Below are 20588 nucleotides of genomic sequence, written 5' to 3' on the forward strand. Positions count from 1 at the left end.
ACGGTCAGCCGACCAGCAGGGTGCGGTCGACGACGCCCCGCAGCCGACGGAGGCCGTAGAAGATGCGGCTCTTGACCGTACCGAGGGGAATCCCCAGCCTGCGGGCGACCTGCGCGGCGGTGCGATCGCGCAGGAACATCTCCACCAGCACGATCCGGTGCTCGGCGGGGAGCACACCGAGCGCGTCGTCCAGCGCGATCCTGGTCAGGCCGCCGGTGACGTCCTCCCGGGCGGGTGGCTCCGCCACACCGGCCAGCTCGATCTCCGGCGGCCGGCGCCGCGCCGCGCGGTGCTGGTCCACCGCGATGTTGTGGGCCACCTGCTTCAGCCAGCCACGCACCGAGCCCCGTTCGGCGGTCAGCTTCTCGACGTGTTGCCACGCCTTGACGAAGGTTTCCTGGACGACGTCCTCGGCCATGTGCCGGTCGCCACCGGTCAACCGGATGCAGTAGCCGAGGAGCATTTCCCGATGCTGTTCGATGACGGCCCGTAGGGCCGCGTCGCGCGACGACTCGGTCCTGGGATTCCGGACGTCCGCCTCATGGAGATCCATGAGATCGAGTCTCAGCCGGTGGCGGAGGAAAAACGGTGGGAGCAGCCCGAGAGTACGGTGGGACGACCCGCAAACTCACCGGGGGAAAACCCTACCCGGGCCCGCCGGACCCTGGCAGTTCCCGGTCTTCGGAGGTGACCGGTGCGGATAGCACTCGCGGACGACGGCGCATTGTTCCGCAACGGCCTGCAGATGCTGCTGGAGGCCGCCGGACACGAGGTCGTTGAGGCGTTCGACAACGGCGACGACCTCGTCGAGGCGGTCCACGCCGAGCCGGTGGACGTCGCCATACTGGACATTCGAATGCCGCCCGAGCCGGAGGGTGGGCTCACCACCGCGGGTCGGCTCCGCGCCAGCCACCCCACCCTCGGCATCCTGTTGCTGTCCCATCACGCGGAGACCCGTTACCTGTCCCGGATGCTGGAGATCGGGCCGAGCCGCATCGGCTACCGGCTGAAGGACCAGATCACCAGCGTGGCGGCGCTGCACGATACGTTGACCCGGATCGTCGCCGGCGAGATCGTCATCGACACCCGCCTGACCAGCAAGCTGGTGGAGTACTCGCAGACCCGGCAGGACGAACTGCGCCACGAGTTGTCCGGTCAGGAGCTGCGGGTGCTGCGGCTGATGGCGACCGGGCTGTCGAACGCGGGGATCGCCGAGGAGATGGGCGTGACCCGCAAGGCGGTGGAGAAGCATGTCAGCGCGGTCTTCACCAAGCTGTCCCTGCCCGACACCTCGGCCGACAACCGGCGGGTGCTGGCCGTGCTGCGCTATCTCGGCTCCTGAGCGGGGCGGTGGGCCCGACCGCCCCTGGCCCGTGGGCGGCGGACCGGCACCACCGCCCAGAGCCGCCGACCGACCAGCGCGACCAGCGCCAGGAGTCCGATCACGCCGAGCATCAACAGCTGTGGCAGGGTGCCTGATCCCGTGCCGGCCGATCGGATGTCCCGCGTGGCGGGCGCGATCCCGGATCCCGGCGCGCCGACAGCGGCCGGTGGATCGACCAGCCCCCAGCCGTACCTGCTGTCCGGCGCTGGGCCGCCCAGTGGGTCGGCCGTTGTCTTGATCCGCTGCACCACCTGGGCCGCGGTGAGGTCCGGGTGGGCCGCCCGGACCAGCGCGACCGCCCCGGCGACCAGCGCCACCGCGTACTGGGTGCCGGTGACCTCACGCGGGTCGCCTGCCGTGTCGAGACTGCGCACGCCCGCGCCGGGTGCCGCGACGTCGACGGTGTTCGGCGGGTGGGTCGCGACCAGCGTGCCGTCCTCGGCCACCCCGGCCACCCGCAGCACCGGGCTGAAGAGCCGGTTCGCGACGGTGGGCTGCGTGGTCGGCGCCCCCGCAACGACCACCACGTCGGCGTCGGCGGCGGCGCGGATCGCCGCGACCACCGCAGGGTCGTCGGTCTCCACGTAGGAGCCCAACGCGATCACCGTGGTACCCGCCGCCACCGCCACCTGGATCGCCGTCACCTGGTCCGCCGGCCGAGCGGTGGTGCCGGTCGTCACCACCCGCAGCGGCAGGATGTCGACCTCCGGCGCGACCCCGGGCGGCACACCGGCATCAGCCGGGGCACCGATCAGGTGGGCCATCGCCGTACCGGTGCCGAGGCAGTCGAGGTCTCCCCCACTGCCCCCACCAGCCACGTCGACACCGCTGCCGATCCGGTCGGCCAGCGGTGACCCGCCCACGTCGACCCCGGAGTCGACCAGGGCCACCGTGACCCCGGCACCGCGGGTGCGGGACCAGGCCCGGTCGACGGCGAGGCGATGTTGTGCCCAGTCCGATCCGGTCGCAGTGGCCGGCTCCGGCGTCGGGCATCCCGGCAACGGCGCGCCGGGATCGTCGGCGGCGACAGAACCTTCGGCCGGATCGGCGGCGGTGGGGTCGGGGTCCTCGGCGGTGGGGTCCTCGGCGCCCGGCGATGGCGTGACCGGCCGGTCGCCGGGCTGGCCGGGCCAGCCCGGCCGGTGGGGGTAGCCACCGTCGCCGGGTCGGCCGTACCAGTCCGGCGGCAGTTCCACGCCCACGGCCGCTACGGCCGCGGCCGGCCCGGGACCGACGACGTCGGTCACCGCCACCGCTGGCGCGCCGATCAGCGCGAGACAGCTGCCCCAGACGACAACCCCCCGAGTGGACACCTGCACCCACCTCCGGTCGTGCGGCCACGGGGCTGCGCCCCGCTCGCTTCCAGTGTCACGGCACCGGCGGCGGGGAATTCATCTCCCACTCACCACGGTCATTTATTATCAACGCCCGTCGACTCGGACACCACCCACCGGATCGCCCACCGTGCGGAGCCCGGCACCATGACGGCCGTCGGGTCCACTGCCGGCCGGGGTGAGCCGATGGGAGAGCGGCAGCAGAAAACAGCGCGCCGGAGTGAGGGGCAATGACATACGGTCTCGGAATCGACGTCGGGACCAGCTTCACGGCCGCGGCGCTGGGAAACGGCACGCACGCCGAGATGCTGCCACTGAGCGATGTGTCCCTTGTCACTCCGTCTGTGGTCTTCGCCGATCCCGACGGCGTACTGCTCACCGGCGAAGCCGCGGCGCGGCGGGCCGAACGCGAGCCGGCGCGGGCGGTACGGGAGTTCAAGCGCCGTCTCGGTGACCCGACGCCGATCGTGCTCGGCGGCCGGGAGTACTCGCCACCCGAATTGATCGCCGCCCTGGTGCGCGACGTCGTCGACACGGCCCGGCAGGTCACCGGTGGCCGGGACCCGGACGCCGTGGTGTTGACCTGCCCGGCGATCTGGGGTCCGTACCGACTCGAACAGTTCGCCGAGGTCAGTGCCCTGGCCGAAGTGGAGCACTGCCGGGTGGTCACCGAGCCGGAAGCGGCGGCGGCGTTCTATCTGCCGGGGCGCTCGCCCGCGGTTGGCCGGCTGGTGGCCGTCTACGACCTGGGCGGTACCACTTTCGACACGGCGGTGCTGCGCAGCACCGGCGACGGCTGGGAACTGCTCGGTGATCCGGAAGGAGTCGACGGCACCGGCGGTGTCGACTTCGACCTGGCCGTGCTCGGCCTGCTGGACGAGCGCCTGGGCGGGGCGGTGAGCCGGCTGGACCGCACCCGGCCGGAGCAGGCCGCGGCGCTGACCAGGTTGCGCCAGGACGCGGTCCGGCTCAAGGAGTCGCTCTCCACCGAGACCGAGACGACCCTGTCGGTGCTGCTGCCGGACGGGCCGAGCGAGGTACGGCTGACCCGCGCGGAGTTCGAGGACCGGATCTCCCCGGTCCTCGAGCCCACGATCGAGGCGATGCACCGGGCACTGGCCTCCGCCGGACTGTCCCCCTCGATGCTCGACACCATCCTGCTCAGCGGCGGCTCGTCCCGGATACCGCTGGTGGCCCGACGGCTGGCGAAGGAGTTCGCCCGCCCGGTACGCACCGTCGCTCAGCCCGAGCACGTGGTGGCGACGGGAGCGGCCGCCCTGGCCCACGCCGACGCCGCCGCCCGCGCCGACGAGCCGGGCCGGACCGTCGGCGCGGGCGGCGCTACCACCCCGGGCCGGCGTCCCGACCGCGGCGGTCGCGGCGGCTCGGCCAGGCCGGTCATCGCGGCGGCCGCAGCGCTGCTCACGGTGCTGTCCGTGGGCACGATCTGGTTCGGTGTCGCGGCACCGGACAGCCCGGACGATCCGGCCATCTCGGCCTCGTCGCCGCGGCCTGCCGCAGACACGGGAACCTCGGCGGGAGCGCACCTGACCGATGTCCTGCCGGAGGTGGGCGACCGGCCCCAGGGGGTGGCGGTCTCCCCGGACGGCACCCGGCTGTGGGTGCCCAGCCTGCTCTCCGGCGAGGTCCGAGTGATCGACACGACCACCGGAGAGACCCAGGAGGTCATCACCACCCCGCAGCCGCCGCAGTACGTCGTGGTGGCACCGGACGGCGCGCGGGCGTTCGTCACCACCATGGCCGAGGGGGTGACGAACTCGCTGCTGGCCTACGACACCCGGACCTTCACACTGCTGGCCACGATCGCGGTGGGCCGCACACCCTTCCCCCCGTCGATCAGTCTCGACGGCCGGGTGCTGTGGGTTCCGGACCACAGCGGACCGTCGATCGTGGTGGTGGATCCGGTGGCGCTGCGCTCCTACGGCGTGATCGACGTCGACCCGGCACCCCGCGGGGTGGCCTTCATGCCCGATGGGCGCACCGGCTTCGCGGTGGCCTACGAGTCCGGCGTGGTGGACGTGCTGGACGTCACACAGGCACGGGTCGTCGACCGGTTTCCGGTCGGGCCCGGACCGGTCGCGGTCGCCCTGAGCCGCGACGGTGCGATCGGGGCGACGGCCGACTTCGACGCCGGCACGGTCTCGCTGTTCGACACCGTCAGCCACGAGGTGGTCGCCACGGTGCCGGTGGGCCTGCGTCCCCGGTCGCTGGCGTTCGGTGCCGATGGCCGGTACCTCTACCTGGTCACCGAAGGCGACGACACGTTCACGGTGCTCGACACGGTGACCCACACCGTGGTGCAGACCGTCGTGGTCGGTCAGCAGCCATGGAGCGTCACGGTGGACCGGCGCGGCGAGCACGCGTGGGTGAGTAACGCCACCGACGACACGGTGACCGTGCTGTCGCTGAACTGAGCCCCCGTCGCGTGGCCGCGCCGCCCTCGCCGAGCCGCGCCGTCGGCCCCGGTCGAGCCACGCCGTGATCCTGGTCAACCGGCACCGCCCGACGCGGCCGACGACGTCGCCGCCGGCCGTTGGACCCGCTGGCGTCGGCGGGCCGCGACGATCGCCGCCACCGCCATCGCACCGACCGCCGAGCCGACCGCCACGCCGCCGAGCCAGGCCGCCGCAGCCCGGGTGCTCCGTGGGTCGTACGGCCGCACCGACGGACCGAGCTGCGGCGGGGGTGGTCCGGCGAGTTCGTCGCCCGGCACCGGAACCGGCGGGGGGTCCACCGCGCTGACCGCAGCCATCGGGTCCACCACGCCGGCACCGAGGCTGCGCCGGGCGGACGGCGGGGCCGGGTCTGCGGTACCGGTGAGCCGGGCCCGGACCTGCGCCGGAGTCGCCCCCGGCAGGTAGCCACGGACCAGGGCGGCGACGCCCGCTACGAAGCCGGTCGCCAGCGCCTCGGCCGAGGCGGTGACGTTGCCCCTGCCCGTCGGAGCCACACTGATCAGGTCGGTGCCGGGGGCTGCCAGGTCCGGCACCGCCGGATCCGTGCCGTCGGCACCGACGGCGGTGGCCGTACCGGCGCCGTCGCTGTCGATGGCTGCCACCGACAGCACCGTCGGCAGCACCGCAGGCTGCGCAGGGGTGCCGTCGCCAGCGAACTGGTCGACGGCGGTGGCGACGACCAGCCGGTCGGAGCGCTCGGCGTACTCGACCGCGCTGGTCAGTGCCGGTGACCCGAACGGGGCGGTCGGCACCACCACGATGATCGACGCTCCGCCCTGCACGGCTGCCTCGATACCCTCGGCGAGTCGGTCCGGGTGGATGCTCTCGAACTGGTCGGCGACCCGGATCGGCAGGATCCGGGCGCCGGGCGCGATCCCGGAGAAACCTGTCCCCGGCATCCCGGCCGCGGCGACAAGGCCGGCCACGAACGTGCCGTGGCCGGAGCAGTCGGTGTCGGCCGGCCCGCCGGTGAGCACGTCCCGCCCGCGCAGCACCCGCCCGGCCAGCGCCGGCGCCGTGCCGCTCACCCCGGTGTCGAGGACGGCCACGACGATGCCGTCGCCGCGGCTGAACGTCCAGGCACGCTCCGGCGCAAGCCGCGTCTGTGGCCAGGGCCGCTGCGGGTACGGCGTGGTGGCCGGCGGCGCGCACTCGGCCCGTGCTGCGGCCAGCGTGGCCGTGCCCACGCCCACGTTCACGCCTACGCCCACGGCTGGAACGGACCGAGCCGGGACCGGAGCGGACCGGGCAGGCTGCGCCGCGATCGGCGTGGTGAGCAGCCCGACCAGCAGGACGGCGCCGAACGCCGCGGCGGCGGTCATCCCGCGCCCTCCGATCCGTTCTGGCCGGGTTCGACCCAGCCCAGCTGCAGCTGCGTAGCGGTCCGGCGGGTGACCACCATGCCGCGCCCGGGTGGGAAGACCCGCGGGCGCATGCCGTTGAGCAGTGGCATCTCGTTCGGTGGGCAGGAGAGCACGAGATCAGGGGTGTTCGACTCGTGCAGCCGACGGATCACCGAATCCATCGACAGCCGCGACGATCCGGCGGCCGGGCGGGCGAGCACCACGTGTAGACCGATGTCGGCCGCCACGGGTAGTAGGTCCACGATGCTGTCCAACGGGCTCGCACCCACGGAACTCATCAGCAGGTCGTAGTCGTCGACGAGGAGGTAGTACTCCGGGCCAGACCACCAATCCCGGCGGGCCAGCTGCTGCGGGGTTATCTCCGCGCCCGGCAGCCGGTCGCGCAGCTCACCGGCCAGCCCGGACACCACCTGCCCGGCGAGCGAGCCGGTGTACGCTGCGCCGGCCCGGTACTCCTGCGGCACCTCCGCCAGCATCGCCCGCCGGCTGTCCAGCAGCACGATCTGCACCTCGGTCGACGCGAAGGTGCCCACGAGTGCCCGCGCCACCAGACGCAGCAGGCCGGACTTGCCGCTGCCGGAGTCGCCGAGCACCGTCAGGTGTGGATTGACCCCGAAGTCGTGCCAGACCGGTTGAAGGTCCCGCTCGGCCTGACCGAGCGGCATGCGCAGGCTGCCGCCGGTCGCGGAGCGTTCGCTGGCCGGCAACTCAGCGGCCGGCAGCAGGCCCGGCAGCATCCGTACCTCGGGCGCCGCCGGACCGTACCAGCTGTCCGCCACCGCCTCGGCCAGCGCCCGGGCGGCCTCGGTGATGTCGGTCGTGCGGGACCGGCCGTCGATGCGCGGAATCGTCGCCAGGTAGTGCAGCTTCTCCATGGTCAGCCCACGGCCGGGTTGGCGGGGCACGGTGGCCGCCGCCCGGATGTCGATCAACGAGTCGATCGAGTCGCCCAGTCGCAGCTCCACGCGGTTGCCGAGCTGGTCGCGCAGGGAACTGTGGATGTCCGACCACCTGCTGCTGGTCAGCAGCAGGTGCACCCCGTAGTTGAGCCCGCGCCCGGCCAGCTGGCGAATCGCCGCGTCCTGTTCGTCGAACTCCGCGCGCAGCGCGGACCAGCCGTCCACGACCAGGAACACGTCACCGTACGGGTCCTGCACGGTGCCGGCGCGGCGGGCGGCCCGGTACGCTGCCATCCCCTCCAGTCCGTGCTGGGCGAAGACGCGTTCCCGCCGGGCGACCAGGTCCTGCACCTCGGAGACGGTCCGGCTGACCCGTTCCGGCTGGAGCCGGTTGGCGATACCGCCGACGTGCGGCAGGCCGCTCAGCGAGGCCAGGCTGCCGCCGCCGAAGTCCAGGCAGTAGAACTGCACCTCGGTCGGGGTGTGGGTGAGCGCGAGCGCGGCGATCACCGTCCGCAACAGGGTGCTCTTGCCCGACTGCGGTCCGCCGGCGATGCCGACGTGCCCGCCGACCCCGCTCATGTCCAGCATGTAGAGATCGCGAATCTGCTCGAACGGCTTGTCGATCACGCCGATCGGCACGATCAGCTGGCCACGGCCCGGCCAGGTGGCCGAGGTCAGGCCCAGCTCCGGATCGGGCAGTAGCGGTGGCAGCACCTGGTCCAGGGTGGCCGGCGAGGTCAACGGGGGCAGCCAGACCTGGTGGGCCGGCGGCCCCTTGCCCCGCAGCCGGCCGACCGCCACCTGGAGCAGCGTCTCCTCGGTCTCGGTGGGGCCGGCGGTGGTCGGGACCGGGGTCGGTTCGGGCGCCAGCTCCGCCACCCGGGTGGCACCGAAGCGCACCACCTGCCGACGGACCTCCTCCTGCCGCTGCTCCTGAGTACGGCGCTGGTACCGGCCGGAGACGTAGGCCGCCTTGAATCGGATCAGCGTCGACACGTCGGTGCGGATGTACCCGTTTCCGGGTGCGCCGGGCAGCTGGTAGGCGTCCGGCACACCGATCACCGACCGGCTCTCCATCGCCGAGAAGGTCCGCAGCGAGATCCGGTAGGACAGGTGGCTTTCCAGCTTGTGCATTCGGCCGTCGTCGACCCGCTGACTGGCCAGCAGCAGGTGCACGCCCAGCGAACGACCCAGCCGACCGATCATGACGAACAGTTCGGCGAAATCGGGGTGGCTGGCCAGCAGCTCGCTGAACTCGTCGACCACGACGAACAACGTCGGTAGCGGTTCCAGCGCAGCGCCGGCCTTGCGGGCGCTCTCGTACGCCAGCAACGAGCTGTAGTTGCCGGCCCGTCGCAGCAGCTCCTGGCGGCGGATCAGTTCGCCCTGGATGGCGTCGCGCATCCGCAGGACCAACGCCTCCTCGTCCGCGAGATTGGTGATCACCGCCGAGGTGTGCGGCAGCTCCTCCAGGCCGAGGAAGGTGGCCCCGCCCTTGAAGTCGGTGAGCACGAAGTTCAGGTACTCCGACGAGTGGGTCATGGCCAACGCCAGGACCAGGGTCCGCAGCAGTTCGCTCTTGCCGGAGCCGGTGGCGCCGATGAGCAGACCGTGCGGGCCCATCCCGCCCTGTGCCGCCTCCTTGATGTCCAGCTCCACCACCTTGCCGTCCTCGGCGATGCCGATCGGCACCCGGAACCGGTCCGCCAGGGCCGCGGTGCGCCGCCAGGTGACGGCCGGGTCCAGCGCGTCGATGTCACCGATGCCCAGCAGCGTGCCCAGGTCGAAGTCGGTCACCATGGGCTCGACCACGTCGTGGGTGGCGCCCAGCCGGTACGGCGAGATGGTCCGGGACAGCGCCGCGGCCCGGGTCAGCGACAGGGTGTCGGGTCGGCCCAGTGAGGTACGGGTCTCCTCGCCGGTGCGGTTGGTGTTCACCATGTCCAGTGCCCCGGTGCCGACGTCCAGGCGCAGCGCGCTGCGGCCGCGCGGCAGCGCCGTCTCGGTGGTGACCGCGATGATGATCGCGTTGCGGTAGCCGGCACCGACCAGCCGCGACTCCGGCGGTACGGCGACACCGTCGAGTAGCACGACCACGAACGGTTCCTCCCGGTCCGGAGAGGCACCCGCCTCGAACCGCCCGCGTCGGTCGAGGTCGCCGACCAACAGCCGGTCCAGGGCCGTGATGTCCTCCACCAGCATCCGGGCGCTGCCGGCACCGTCCTGATCGGCCGTGTGCTGGGTGTGTGGCAGCCACTTGACCCAGTCCCACTCGGCCGAGCGCGACGGTGTGGTGCAGACCACGATCCGCAGGTCGTCCGGGGAGTGGAAGGTCACCAGCTGGGCCAGCAGCGCCCGGACCAGACCACGGGCGGGCGCGGCCTCACCTTCCATCTGCACGTGCGCGAATCCCCGCAGGAAGATCGCGGTGGGCAGGTCACCGACCGTGCCGTAGGCCGCGATGAACCGCCGCAGCGCGCGGGCGCTGAGCGGTTCGAGGTCCTCGATCGGCTTGGTCTGCATCGGCTTGATGGTCAACGCCAGCCGCTGCGCGCAGCGGCTGACCCGCACCTCGGCGAAGTCCGCGTGGGCGCGCCGACGTTCCCACAGCCGGCCGGTCAACGCCACCGACCACAGCCCTTCCGGCTCGGGATGCCGCCACAGCAGCGCCGTACGCTGCTCGGCCGCAGCGGACCGGACCTGCTTGCGCATCTGGCCCAGGTACCGCAGATAGTCCCGCCGTTCGCCACGCATCTTGCCGCGCCGGTTCCCACCACCGCGTCCCAGGCCCATGAACATTCCGGAGAGCATCATCAGCCCGAACCCCATGGGCATCAGCGAGCTGCCGAAGTTCGAGGTGCCGCCCTGCATCATCGGGATGACCACCATCATGGACATGGCGAGCCCGCCCACGCCCATCGGGATCATGAAGAACAACCAGTTCATGCCGCCGTTGCCCGCCTCCAGCAGCCCCGGTGGCTCCTGCAACGACAACTCACCGGTCGGCATCTCCGGCGGTTTGCGGCGGGCGGGGCGTCGGTAGATGGTCACGCTCACGGTGGCTCCTCGGCTCGGTCCGCGCGGCGGTACCGGCCGTCGGCCCCGCCGACTACTGCACGCCGGCGAGGCGCCCAACGGATCGATGTCGGCCGGAGAATCCCTCGGCATGGCTGAACCCGGGAACCGACCGACGCCGTGCTCAAGCCATGAGCACTCAGGTGACCGGCACGGGAGAGGTATGCCGGCTGACCGTGTACGGCCCCCGATCCCGGGTGGAGCTGGCGGTGCCCGCGCACGTGCCGCTCACCGATCTGATGCCCACCGTCCTCGGCTATCTGGGCCCGGAGCTGGCCGACTCTGGTCTGACGCACGGCGGCTGGATCCTGCAACGGATGGGCGAACCGCCGCTGGAGGAGGATCTGGGCACCGCCGCGCTGGGCCTCTACGACGGTGACATCCTGCACCTGCGTCCCCGCAACGACCAGCTGGCGCCGGTCGACTACGACGATCTGGCCGATGGGGTGGCCGAGGGCATCGCCGAGCGTGGCGACGCCTGGCGTCCCCGGCACACCCACCAGCTGGTCCTGGCCTGTGCCGGTGGGTTGCTGGCGGTCGGTGTGGCGGTCTCGGCGATGTTGGCCGGCGGGCTGGTGGCGGTCGTCTCCGGGCTGCTGGCCGTGCTCGGCCTGATCGGCGCTGCGGCCGGGTTCGTGCACGGCTACGGCGAACGCGGTGCCGGCGCGGTGCTGGCGGTCGGCGCGGTCGTCCAAGCGGCGGTCGCCGGGCTGATGCTGCCGGCGGTCGAGTCCGGGATCGCCTGGCAGCCGCCGCTGTCGCCGGGGGGTGTGCTGGGTGCGGGTGGACTGGTCGCGGTGGCCGCGCTGGGCGCCCGCGCCGCCACCGGTGCGCTGGTGGAGCCGCTTACCGGAACCGCGCTGGCGGGCGTGCTGGCCGCGCTCACCGCGGCGTTCTGGGCCGTGTTCCAGGACGCGCCGGCCGCCGCCGCCCTGGTGCTCCCGGTCGTGCTGCTGCTGGGCTATCTGGCACCGGCGCTGGCCGCCCGGCTGGCCCGGCTGACCGTCGAGTCGCCGGTGCTCACCGCCGACGAGTTCCAACAAAGACTCGACCCGGTGCCCGCGGCGGACCTACGGCGCCGGACCGCCGCGGCGGACGCCTACCTCACCTCGCTGTACGTCGCCCTTGGGGTGGTCGCGGCCGCCCTCATGATCATCATTGCCATCGAGTCCGGGCTGTCCAGCACGTTGCTGGTGATCGCCGCCGGGATCCTGATCCTGCTGCACTCGCGGGAGCTGGTCGCCGCCCGGCAGCGGATCGCCACCTTCGTCGCCGGGGTGACCGGGCCGGTCGCGCTGCTGATCGGCACCTGTCTCGGGCTGGCACCGGGATGGCGGCTGACCGTCTTCTGGGCGCTGATCTGGGCCACGGTGCTCGCCTGCGTGCTGGCCCGGCGGCTGCCCCGGCAGCGGCTGCTGCCTCGCTGGGGCCTGCTCGGTGACATCACGCACTGGGTGGTCGCGGCGAGCATCCTGCCGCTGGCGATCGCCGTGGCCGGGCTGTACGCACGGGTGCGTGGGCTGTGGCTGTGAGCGTCGCCCGGCCCCGCCGGCCGGCACCTGCCAGGCAGCCGGTCGCCGGGCCGGTCGGGACCGTGGAGGTGTGCCATGCACTCCCGGCGTGACCAGGTCGAGGCGTATTCCTTCGCCAACAACCGGCTGCGCTCGGCGCTGGTGCGGGGCGAGCCGGACGCGCCCCGCGCGCCGCTACGCCGTACCCCGATCGGGCTGATCATCGGCGCGGTGCTGGCCCTGCTCGGAATCGGCGGGGTCGCCCTGCTGGCGCTGATCAAACCGGGCAGCACGCCCCGCTGGCGGCAATCCGGCGTACTGATCATCGAGAAGCAGACCGGCATCCGGTACGTGTACGACGGCGGTCAGTTGCACCCGGTGTTCAACTACGCCTCCGCCCGCCTGCTGCTGCCCGAGGATTTCGACACGGCGGCGGTGAGCGCCTCGACGTTGGCGTCCGTGCCCCGGGGCAACCGGATCGGGATCGAAGGCGCGCCGGAGATACTGCCGGGCACCGCCGCCGGTGGACGCTCCTGGCTGGTCTGCGCCCCGCCGGCCACGGCGGTGGACGGTCAGGTCACGCCACAGGTGACGGTGCTGCTCGACCCGGAACCGCCACCGCAGGACGCCCCCGCCGCGGTGGCGCTGGTCCACGGCCCGGACGGCACCCGCTTCGTCGTGCACGGCGGGGTACGCATGAAGGTCACCGCGGACTGGGTGATCCCGGCGCTGGGCTACCTCGAGGAGCAGTCGGTCCCGGTGACCGGTAGCTGGCTCGACGTGCTGCCGGCCGGCCCGGACCTCGGCGCGCTGGACGTGGCCGGCCGCGGCGTGCCGGGCCCGGACCTCGCCGGCACCGCCACTCGGGTCGGTCAGATCCTCGTCGCCACCGAGCCTGGCCTGCCGAAACGGTACTTCCTCGTCACCTCCGACGGCCTCGTCCCGGTCAATCAGACCGTGGTCGCCCTGGTCCTCGGTGACCCGGCCTCCCGCGAGGTCTACCTCGACGGCGCGTACCCCGTCCCGATCGACCCCGCCACGCTGGCCACGGCACGGCTGCTGACCACCCCGGACTGGGCGGAGCGGCTGCCCGACCTGCCCCGACAGGTGTCGGCGCGGGCCGACCAGGTGCCCTGTGCCCAGCTACGGACCGACGGTGACGAGGTGCACTACACACTGGTGACGGTGCCCGCGCCGAAGGCACAGGTCCCGCCCGTCCGGGAGCCGCACACCGTGGCCGACGCCCGTACGGCCGGAGGCTTCTCGGCGCCAGCCGGCGGCGGTGCGCTGGTCCGCACCCTGCCAGCGCCCGGCGCAGCGGGGATCGGTCTTCATCTCATCGTCGAGACCGGCGCGCGGTATCCGCTGGCCGACGAGGAGGCCGCCACCGCGCTGGGTTTCGCCCCGTCCGGCGCGGCACCGATTCCCGCAGCGTTGCTCACCATGCTGCCGACCGGCCCGGAGCTGCGGGTCCTGGGGGGTGATCGCTGAGGCCGCCGCCGGTGTCCGGGTCGGCACCGACCCGGACGGACACCGGCCGTCCGTGGCCGAGTGCCGCGGACAGACCGACCGTACCTACCGGGGCACGGGCCCCGGCCATCGAACCCGCACAACGATCCGAAGGGAGACCTCACGTGGCGATCACCGGCTACGGCGGCAGCATGACCGCGCAGGAACTCGGTCTGAACGAGTCCATGCTGACGACGATCATCAACGCGTCCGCAACGGCCACCACGGAGATGAACCGCCTGGGCTCGCAGGTCGAGACGACCGGCCAGGCCATGGCCAACGCCATGCGCTCCGACGCCGGCATCATCCTGCGTAACCGGCTGCAGCTCTGGCGCGACGACTACACCGCCATCGCCCGGTCCTTCGACGAGCTCAACAACCGGGCCGAAGCCATGCTGCTGGCACTGCGCAACGCCAACGCCGACGCCGGCAACGAAGCCGCAGCGGGCTGACCGACTACTTGAAGGAGAGACACCATGGCCGACAGCTGGTCAGTCCATAACCCCGGAACCCACGAAGCCAACGACATGCTGCTGGCCGCGGCCGCCCAGTGCGGGACGATCATTGAACAGCTCAATGACGTGCTGCGCAACATGGCCGTGGCGACGCAGAACAGCGGCATCCCGCTCTGGAGCGACCTGATGAACCAGTGGAGCAGGCAGTATCAGGACATGATCCTGCGGATCGAACGCAGCTCGGTCGCCGGGCAGGAGGCGCACCTCGCGTACCTCAACGGCGACCGGCAGAGCGTCCACATCATGCGGTGACGGGGAGCGCACGATGGCCGACGACGGCGACGTCATCAAATTCGACGAAGCCACCTTCGACAATCTCATCAGGTTCATGACGGACTGCAAGGATCAGCTGGACACCGAGTTTCTCCGGCCACGGTCCGGCTGCATGCTCGACAGTTCGCTCGGCACCTACCTACGGCCCGGCTCAAGCGAGTGGCCGGTGGTCACCACGATCACGGAGGGAGGTTCCGGGTTCGGCGGCTCGGTGCGCCAGCGGCTGGAGGCGCTGAGCACGGAGTGGGAGGAGTTCATCACGGCGCTGCGTGACGCCAAGACCGTCTTCAAGGATTCGGACGACCTGGCGACGATGTCCGCGCGCGAGTTTCTGGAGCAGCATCCGGAGCTGGCACCGCCGAACACCCCGTCACCCGACGGCGTCATCTGACCGGCCCGTTTCGCACCGCCGGCCGGGTCCCGGCGCGCTAGCCGTGCCGGGACCCGGCCGTGCGCCCGGCCCGTCCGCCGCCGCACCCGTACGCGGCACCCGCGCCCGCCCGCAGGACAGGAGTTCGCCATGGCCGATCCGGTCACACCCACCGGCAACGAAACCACCCCGCCGCCACCGGGGCTCACCGAGGAGTTGCGTCGGGTGACCGGCGATCAGATCGCGAACCTGTGGGCACTGGGTCAGGCGCGGTGGTTCGTTCTCAATCCGGCCAGCCTGAATACCACCGCCATCACTGCGGACCCGATCGGATACGTCGCCCTCGGCAAGCAGTACTTCGGTGTGTCGGTCGACTGGGCGGCGGTGGACGCCTGGGAACGCACCGTCGACCTGCTCGACACGGTCACCGCTGCCATGCTCACCGGCGTCCGCGGTGCTGAGGACGTCCGGACCCTCGACGCCTTCTTCGACGTACTCACCCTCCTGGCGAACTACCTCGGTGCCCGCGGTCAGCAACTGGACCGCTGGGTCGAACTCGTCGGTTCGACCGGGCAAGGGCTCGACGGCGGCGCGGCGTCGGTGGTACGGGAGACCCTGATCCGGTACGGCACCGCCCTGGGCGAGTGGCGGGCGATGCTGACCACGGACCGGGCCGTGCCGCTACCCACCGCCGTGGACCTCGCCCGCACGGCGCTGCGCCGGTTCAACACCGATGTCGCCGAGTCCTGGGAGAGCGCACGGGGGCAGGGGTTACGGGACCGGATCCGTACCGCCATCGGTGACGAGATCATCGCGATCCAGACCCATCTGGTCAGCGGGGGGATCGTGCTGGGCACGCCCGGTTACGTCCTCGCCGACTGGGATCCGACCGCCCAGTCGGACCTGCCGGCCAGCCAGGCCGACCTCGACGCCTTCGCGGCGCGCACCGAGGCACATATCCTCGCGGTCCTCGGCTCCTACCCACGCGGCGGACTGCAGGACCCTGCGGCCTGGCAGGCCATCAACCAGGCCGTCACCGACCGGGTGGCCCCGCTGATCACGCAGCTCGACCTGGTCGCTTACGAGCGCCGAGTCACGGTGGAGAACGCCTACACCGAGTTGGCCGTCGGACTAAATCCGACGTTGAAGGTCCCAGACACCACGGTCACCATCAGGGATCAGGTGGTTGACCCGAACCAGGACGACGGTGTGGCGGCACCACCGGACACCTCGGCACAGCCCGGCGGGTCCGATGCCGGCGCCGAGACGCCGTTGTTCCTGGTCACCACCCCCGGTGGCGGTGCCCCCGAGGTGATCGCCGTCGGTGCCGGCCCGGGCAGCGACGTCCCAGGCGGTCTCGGCGACCAGCCCGGCGGTGGCGTCGACGGCACAGGGTTCGACGGCATCGAGGTGGTACTGCCGCTGGTCCTGTCCGGCCCCGGCGCCGTGGCAGGGCTCGGCGGGTCCCGCGACGACCTCGCCACGAGAGTCGATCTCGACGTCACCGCGAACTTCGCCGCGCCCGACGACAGCGTCAACGCCGGCATCGACCTCGACTCGACCGACTCGACCGGCGTCGTCGGCGGCGTCGGCGGCGTCGGTCTGCTGGCGCTGACCGGTCTACCGAGGTCCGGCTCCGGTACGGACTCCGATCCGCCGACGGTCGACGCGGCCCGGACCACGCCGGCGGCCGGCACCCTCGGGGACCAGGACTCCGACGGGCCGCCGGTGGTACTGCCTCCGTTCGTTACGACCGTAGGCGTCGGCACCAACCAATCCGGTGCCGGTGCGGGCGGCCGTAGCGCGGCGACGGAGCCGGCCGGTGCCTCATCACCTGCCGCGCCGCCCGGCAGCGGATCAGCCGGCAACGCCCCGGCCCCCTTTCCCCGCACGGGCGCGACCACCACCGTGCCGTCCCTCGGGCCGACCGGCCCGGCGACGCCGACCGGCGGCGCTGCGGGATTGCCCGGGGTGGGCGCAGCGGCGGGGTTCGCGGCCCCGGTCGGCTGGGACGGCCGGATCGGCGGTCCCGGCGGCCCGGGCCCCGTCCCACCAAGCGGGCCCACGGTGCTGCACGGTTCGCCGGGTAGCGGCTACCAGTCGCCGGGTTTCTGGCCGACCGGCCAGTACGGCAGCTCACCGTCCCAGCTCGCCGGCTCGCCGGCGGCGTTCGGCAGGGCGACCGGCCCGCTCGGTGCCGCTGGCGGCCTTGGCCTGGCCGGCCGGTCCGGGCGTTCCGGATTCCGCGGCCGAGCCGAGCTGATCCGCACGCTGGGCCGTCACGGCATGCCGGCGGACCCGCCCGCCGCCCGCCTCGGACCAGTGGACGCACTTTTCGGACCGGCCGATGCGCGGCCCGGACACGGCGGTACACGGCCGGGGAAGAGTGGCCGTGATCAGTCGTCGGGCGAGCACGACGACTCGTGGTTGCCCGCGTGGCCGGGCCGACGATCGGACGGGGTGGTCGGCCCGATCGACGACGAGGAGACTCCCGAGAACTTCGCTCCGGTCGCCGGGCTCGGCACGGTCCTGCTGCTCGGCACCGCCCGACGCCGTGCCGAGGACGAGGACGACGACGAGTACCGGGACCAGTCCCGGCGCGGCCGGGCCAATGGCGTCATCGACGGAAGCGAGTAAGCGGTGGCCGGGGATGATGGAACCCCATCGATCGACAACATCCACTGGAACCAGTGGACGTTCGTCATGGTCCTCAAGGCCCTGACCGGGACCGGCTTGGCGATCGACGACGTGCTACAGGGTCCCTTCGTCGAATGGAATGGCAGCTTCGACGGAGAGAAGGGCGACGCGCAGGGCGACTGGTCCTATCACGCCTGGGAAAAGGCCTACTTCAGCATCACCGTCAACCACGACGCGATCCGGAACCTCAAGGATCGCATGGAGCAGATCACCGACGTCGTGGGCATGCTCTTCACCGACAAGGCGTACGACGACATCGACCTGAACACCCTGACCACCGCACGGGACATGATCTACCAGTTCCAGCGGACGCTGGACACCCTCGCCGACGGGATGCACCAGTGGGTCGCCCAGGCCACCGGCCCGGACGGCCCGCTGGATGGCAAGGCCGTCGACGTCCTCCGCACCCGCGCCGAGGGGTACGCCAAAACCCTCGACCGCTGGGTCAACCAGATCAACGACAATTACGGCAGCTCCCTGCCATCGGCCTTCTACAGCGCCGACAACGACGCCCGTACCCTCGTGCACCTGCTGAAGGTACTCATCTCGGACATCACCATACCGCCGTTCAACAGTTCGGTAGCCGACACCATCAGCCGCCTGCCCGAGTACGCGATCGGCGTCGTCAAGCAGAAGATCTGGCAGCAGATGTACGACAAGGGTCTGCTCGTCGCACACAAGGACACCTACCAGCTCGACAACATTTGGCAGTACTACTATTTCTGGTCGGGCTTCGACGAGTCGACGGCGTACGAGGCCGCCGAGACGTACATCCGGCAGTCACTCTCCGCCGTGCCGGAACTCGGAAACGTGATGGATCCACAGACATGGATCGCAATCAATCGGGAGATCGCCGACAGGCTGGCGGAAGTTCGGCAGAACCACCTGGACGAGCCGGTGCGCTCATCGATCGAACGCACTCATGAACGGTACGAGGTGCTGGGCCGGAGCTTTCCCAACCTGGCCGATCCGATCGTGGCCGAGGCCAACATGGTGGAGTGGGGCCCGTGTGCCTTCGGCAACGGCCCGTTCGGCAATCTCGGACCGAATGACAACCCCTTCGACGGCCTGTTCAACAACATGTTCTGCGGCATGGACGACAACCCTTTCGACGGCCTGTTCAACAACATGTTCTGCGGCATGGACGACAGCCCCTTCGACGGCCTGTTCAACAACATGTTCTGCGGCATGGACGACAGCCCGGCCGACGGCCTGTTCAACGACACGCCGTTCAGAGCCCTCGTCAACGGTCCCGACGGGCTCGGTGGCGTCACCGGCGACGGCCAGGACGTGCCCGTCCCGAACCTCCTCACTTCGACCGGGTTCGAGATTCCACCGGGCGTCAACGCGGACGGGTCCGCCGAGCTGCCCCTGGGGCTGGGCGACGAGGTCATGTTGGGGCCGAACGGGGCGCCCGCCCTCGGACCGAACGGCGAACTCATCGGCACCGACGGTCAATCGATCCTCGGCCCCAACGGACTGCCCATCTTCAGCGCCGTCGGCGGAGGACTCAATCGCGGGCCCAACGGGCAGGTCATCGGCCCGAACGGACAACCCGTGCTGGGGCCCAACGGGGAGCTGCTCGACATCGACGGTACCCCGATCCTCGGCCCCAACGGCGAACTCATCGGACCCGACCGCACCCCGATCCTCGGCCCCAACGGCGAGCCCGTCCTGGGGAACGCGGACGGCTCTGAAGCAGGAGGTGGGATCACACCGCCCAACCTGCCGGGCGGCAACATCGCGACGCTCCTGCCCGAACTCAGCGGTGGCGGTGGTGGCGGCGGATCTCTGCCGGGAATCGGTGCGGGAGTCGGGGGTGCCGGTGGGGGCGGCGGAATCTCTCCGCCGCAGATCGGCGACGGCTCGACCGGTGGCGGGCTCGGCGAGGCTGCCCAGGTGCTCTCCGACGGTAGTATCACGCCGATTGCCGGCCCCACCGCGGCTCCGACACCGATGAACCCCGACGCGCTGGCCAACCACCTCGCCGACCGGGGGATCAGCACCGACGGGTCGGGCGGTATGCCCTTCTATCCGCCGATGGGCGGAATGGGCGGAATGGGCGGTCAGCCCAACCGCGACGACCGGGAACGCCAGACCTGGCTGACCGAGGACGAAGCGGTGTGGGGCACTGCGGTCGGTGCGGCCAGCGGGGTCATCGGCCGTCCCGATGAGGACGATGATGACTCGGTCGAGGAGTTGGTGCTGCTCGGGCCGGTGCGTGGTCCCCGCCCGGGCCCCAAGACCGACCGGCGCCGCCCCGGCGACACCACCGGCGACCAGCGGCGGCCGCGCGCCAGCGACGAGCAGGCCGGCACTACGAGCGACCAGGCAGTCTACTCCGAACAGCGGAACTGACGGCGTAGCCCGGCGGGGGAGCTGGCTGATCCGGGTATCATTCGGTCTCCTCAGGCCGACCGCACCAAGCCCGCCTCCGCGCTACCAGAATGCGGGCCAGTGCTCCGGAAGCCCGCGAAGTACGAGCCTGACCAGAGTTTGTTGGCCCGGTGGTAGTGGCGTGCGAGGTCGGGGAATTCCTGCCGCAGGCGGCGCGACGACCCGCCCTTCAGTGAGTTGACCTGGCGGGCCACGGCGACTTGGGGTGGGTGGTTGACCAGCAGGTGGACGTGGCTGTGACCACCGTTGAACTCGACCAGCTCGGCCTCGAAGTCCGCGCATATGCCCTCAACTCATGCCATAGACCAAGATGATATCGTGTGGTTCGTGCGGCTCCGGTACCAGTTCCGTGTCTATCCGACACCCCGCCAGCAGGTTGAGCTGGCTCGGGCGTTCGGGTGCGCGCGGGTGGTGTTCAACGACGGGCTGCGCGCAAGGCCGCCGGGCAGGCGGACTTCAACGACCGTGGAGCGCGGGTAGGACCGGGACCGCGTCCCGGCACCGCGCGGTGAAACGGTAACCCACCAGAACACTGCGCGTGTCACGCGCAGTGTGGCTGGAATCGCCGCCGTTTAGGACGGCGAGGATGTCAATCCGTCGACCTTCCCGAAACTTCCGGCGAGGTCGCCGCGCGCAAGCCCTTCGGCTGGCTCACCGGGCGCCTCGAAGACGTTCGCTGCCATCGCCGACGACACCGGCACGGTCGAACAGGTTCAGACGCCGCGGGCGCTGAAGGCGGCCCAGCGCAGGCTACGCCGTGCGATCAAGGCCCAGGCCCAC

The 20588-nt window shown here is 71.6% G+C and carries 15 protein-coding genes; 10 read left to right on the forward strand and 5 right to left on the reverse strand.

Annotated elements, in window-relative coordinates:
- Positions 1 to 4: 4 nt before the first annotated feature.
- Positions 5 to 553: a sigma-70 family RNA polymerase sigma factor gene (locus tag ACN27F_RS02770; protein WP_421430979.1), complete on the reverse strand. Its 549-nt coding sequence runs from the start codon at positions 551 to 553 to the stop codon at positions 5 to 7.
- A 141-nt stretch (positions 554 to 694) separates the two neighbouring features.
- Here ACN27F_RS02770 and ACN27F_RS02775 point away from each other — a divergent pair, with 141 nt between their 5' ends.
- The gene (locus tag ACN27F_RS02775) at positions 695 to 1342 is read left to right on the forward strand and encodes a response regulator transcription factor (protein WP_421430980.1); all 648 of its coding nucleotides are present in this window, start codon (positions 695 to 697) and stop codon (positions 1340 to 1342) included.
- On the opposite strand, the gene ACN27F_RS02780 is transcribed toward ACN27F_RS02775, so the two are convergent.
- Entirely contained in the window at positions 1327 to 2697 is a 1371-nt protein-coding gene (locus ACN27F_RS02780; RefSeq protein ID WP_421430981.1) for a S8 family serine peptidase, read from the reverse strand. The genes ACN27F_RS02775 and ACN27F_RS02780 overlap by 16 nt on opposite strands.
- Positions 2698 to 2948: 251 nt before the next feature.
- On the opposite strand from ACN27F_RS02780, the gene ACN27F_RS02785 reads away from it, so the two are divergent.
- Positions 2949 to 5153: an Hsp70 family protein gene (locus tag ACN27F_RS02785; protein WP_421430982.1), complete on the forward strand. Its 2205-nt coding sequence runs from the start codon at positions 2949 to 2951 to the stop codon at positions 5151 to 5153.
- 74 nt (positions 5154 to 5227) lie between these two features.
- Here the strand turns inward: ACN27F_RS02785 and ACN27F_RS02790 are convergent, their stop codons facing one another.
- Positions 5228 to 6517, reverse strand: a complete 1290-nt coding sequence (locus ACN27F_RS02790; RefSeq protein WP_421430983.1) for a S8 family serine peptidase — start codon at positions 6515 to 6517, stop codon at positions 5228 to 5230.
- The gene (gene eccCa, locus ACN27F_RS02795) at positions 6514 to 10470 is read right to left on the reverse strand and encodes a type VII secretion protein EccCa (RefSeq protein WP_421439923.1); all 3957 of its coding nucleotides are present in this window, start codon (positions 10468 to 10470) and stop codon (positions 6514 to 6516) included. Before eccCa ends, ACN27F_RS02790 begins: the two co-directional genes overlap by 4 nt.
- 197 nt (positions 10471 to 10667) lie before the next feature.
- Between eccCa and eccD the strand changes: the two genes are divergently transcribed.
- The 7 genes from eccD to ACN27F_RS02830 all read left to right on the forward strand — a co-directional run bounded on the left by eccD (position 10668) and on the right by ACN27F_RS02830 (position 19769).
- A complete protein-coding gene (eccD, locus tag ACN27F_RS02800) occupies positions 10668 to 12068 on the forward strand; it encodes a type VII secretion integral membrane protein EccD (RefSeq protein ID WP_421430984.1) in 1401 nt (466 codons plus the stop codon).
- Positions 12069 to 12143: 75 nt separating this feature from the next.
- On the forward strand, positions 12144 to 13538 hold the full coding sequence (eccB, locus tag ACN27F_RS02805; RefSeq protein WP_421430985.1) for a type VII secretion protein EccB: 1395 nt from the start codon (positions 12144 to 12146) through the stop codon (positions 13536 to 13538).
- Between the two features lie 143 nt (positions 13539 to 13681).
- On the forward strand, positions 13682 to 14008 hold the full coding sequence (locus ACN27F_RS02810; protein WP_421430986.1) for a hypothetical protein: 327 nt from the start codon (positions 13682 to 13684) through the stop codon (positions 14006 to 14008).
- Between the two features lie 24 nt (positions 14009 to 14032).
- Positions 14033 to 14323: a hypothetical protein gene (locus ACN27F_RS02815; RefSeq protein WP_421430987.1), complete on the forward strand. Its 291-nt coding sequence runs from the start codon at positions 14033 to 14035 to the stop codon at positions 14321 to 14323.
- Between the two features lie 13 nt (positions 14324 to 14336).
- Positions 14337 to 14735: a hypothetical protein gene (locus ACN27F_RS02820; RefSeq protein WP_421430988.1), complete on the forward strand. Its 399-nt coding sequence runs from the start codon at positions 14337 to 14339 to the stop codon at positions 14733 to 14735.
- Positions 14736 to 14864: 129 nt separating this feature from the next.
- Positions 14865 to 17351, forward strand: coding sequence for a hypothetical protein (locus tag ACN27F_RS02825; protein WP_421430989.1), 2487 nt, complete (start codon positions 14865 to 14867; stop codon positions 17349 to 17351).
- Between the two features lie 3 nt (positions 17352 to 17354).
- Complete coding sequence (locus tag ACN27F_RS02830) at positions 17355 to 19769, forward strand: hypothetical protein (RefSeq protein ID WP_421430990.1); 2415 nt, start codon at positions 17355 to 17357, stop codon at positions 19767 to 19769.
- Positions 19770 to 19819: 50 nt separating this feature from the next.
- Here the strand turns inward: ACN27F_RS02830 and tnpA are convergent, their stop codons facing one another.
- Positions 19820 to 20092, reverse strand: coding sequence for an IS200/IS605 family transposase (gene tnpA / locus ACN27F_RS02835; protein ID WP_421439925.1), 273 nt, complete (start codon positions 20090 to 20092; stop codon positions 19820 to 19822).
- On the opposite strand from tnpA, the gene ACN27F_RS02840 reads away from it, so the two are divergent.
- Positions 20091 to 20288: a helix-turn-helix domain-containing protein gene (locus ACN27F_RS02840; protein ID WP_421439927.1), complete on the forward strand. Its 198-nt coding sequence runs from the start codon at positions 20091 to 20093 to the stop codon at positions 20286 to 20288. The two genes, tnpA and ACN27F_RS02840, sit on opposite strands and share 2 nt — an antisense overlap.
- Positions 20289 to 20588 lie beyond the last annotated feature (300 nt).

The organism is Solwaraspora sp. WMMB335, assembly GCF_049179075.1.
Classification (GTDB): Bacteria; Actinomycetota; Actinomycetes; order Mycobacteriales; family Micromonosporaceae; genus Micromonospora_E.

Coding starts and splice junctions, on each gene's coding strand:
- ACN27F_RS02840 (WP_421439927.1), top strand. CDS start 20,091: ATGCCCTCAACTCATGCCATAGACCAAGATGATATCGTGTGGTTCGTG.
- ACN27F_RS02770 (WP_421430979.1), bottom strand. CDS start 553: ATGGATCTCCATGAGGCGGACGTCCGGAATCCCAGGACCGAGTCGTCG.
- eccD (WP_421430984.1), top strand. CDS start 10,668: ATGAGCACTCAGGTGACCGGCACGGGAGAGGTATGCCGGCTGACCGTG.
- ACN27F_RS02825 (WP_421430989.1), top strand. CDS start 14,865: ATGGCCGATCCGGTCACACCCACCGGCAACGAAACCACCCCGCCGCCA.
- eccB (WP_421430985.1), top strand. CDS start 12,144: ATGCACTCCCGGCGTGACCAGGTCGAGGCGTATTCCTTCGCCAACAAC.
- eccCa (WP_421439923.1), bottom strand. CDS start 10,470: ATGCCGACCGGTGAGTTGTCGTTGCAGGAGCCACCGGGGCTGCTGGAG.
- ACN27F_RS02790 (WP_421430983.1), bottom strand. CDS start 6,517: ATGACCGCCGCCGCGGCGTTCGGCGCCGTCCTGCTGGTCGGGCTGCTC.
- ACN27F_RS02820 (WP_421430988.1), top strand. CDS start 14,337: ATGGCCGACGACGGCGACGTCATCAAATTCGACGAAGCCACCTTCGAC.
- ACN27F_RS02785 (WP_421430982.1), top strand. CDS start 2,949: ATGACATACGGTCTCGGAATCGACGTCGGGACCAGCTTCACGGCCGCG.
- ACN27F_RS02815 (WP_421430987.1), top strand. CDS start 14,033: ATGGCCGACAGCTGGTCAGTCCATAACCCCGGAACCCACGAAGCCAAC.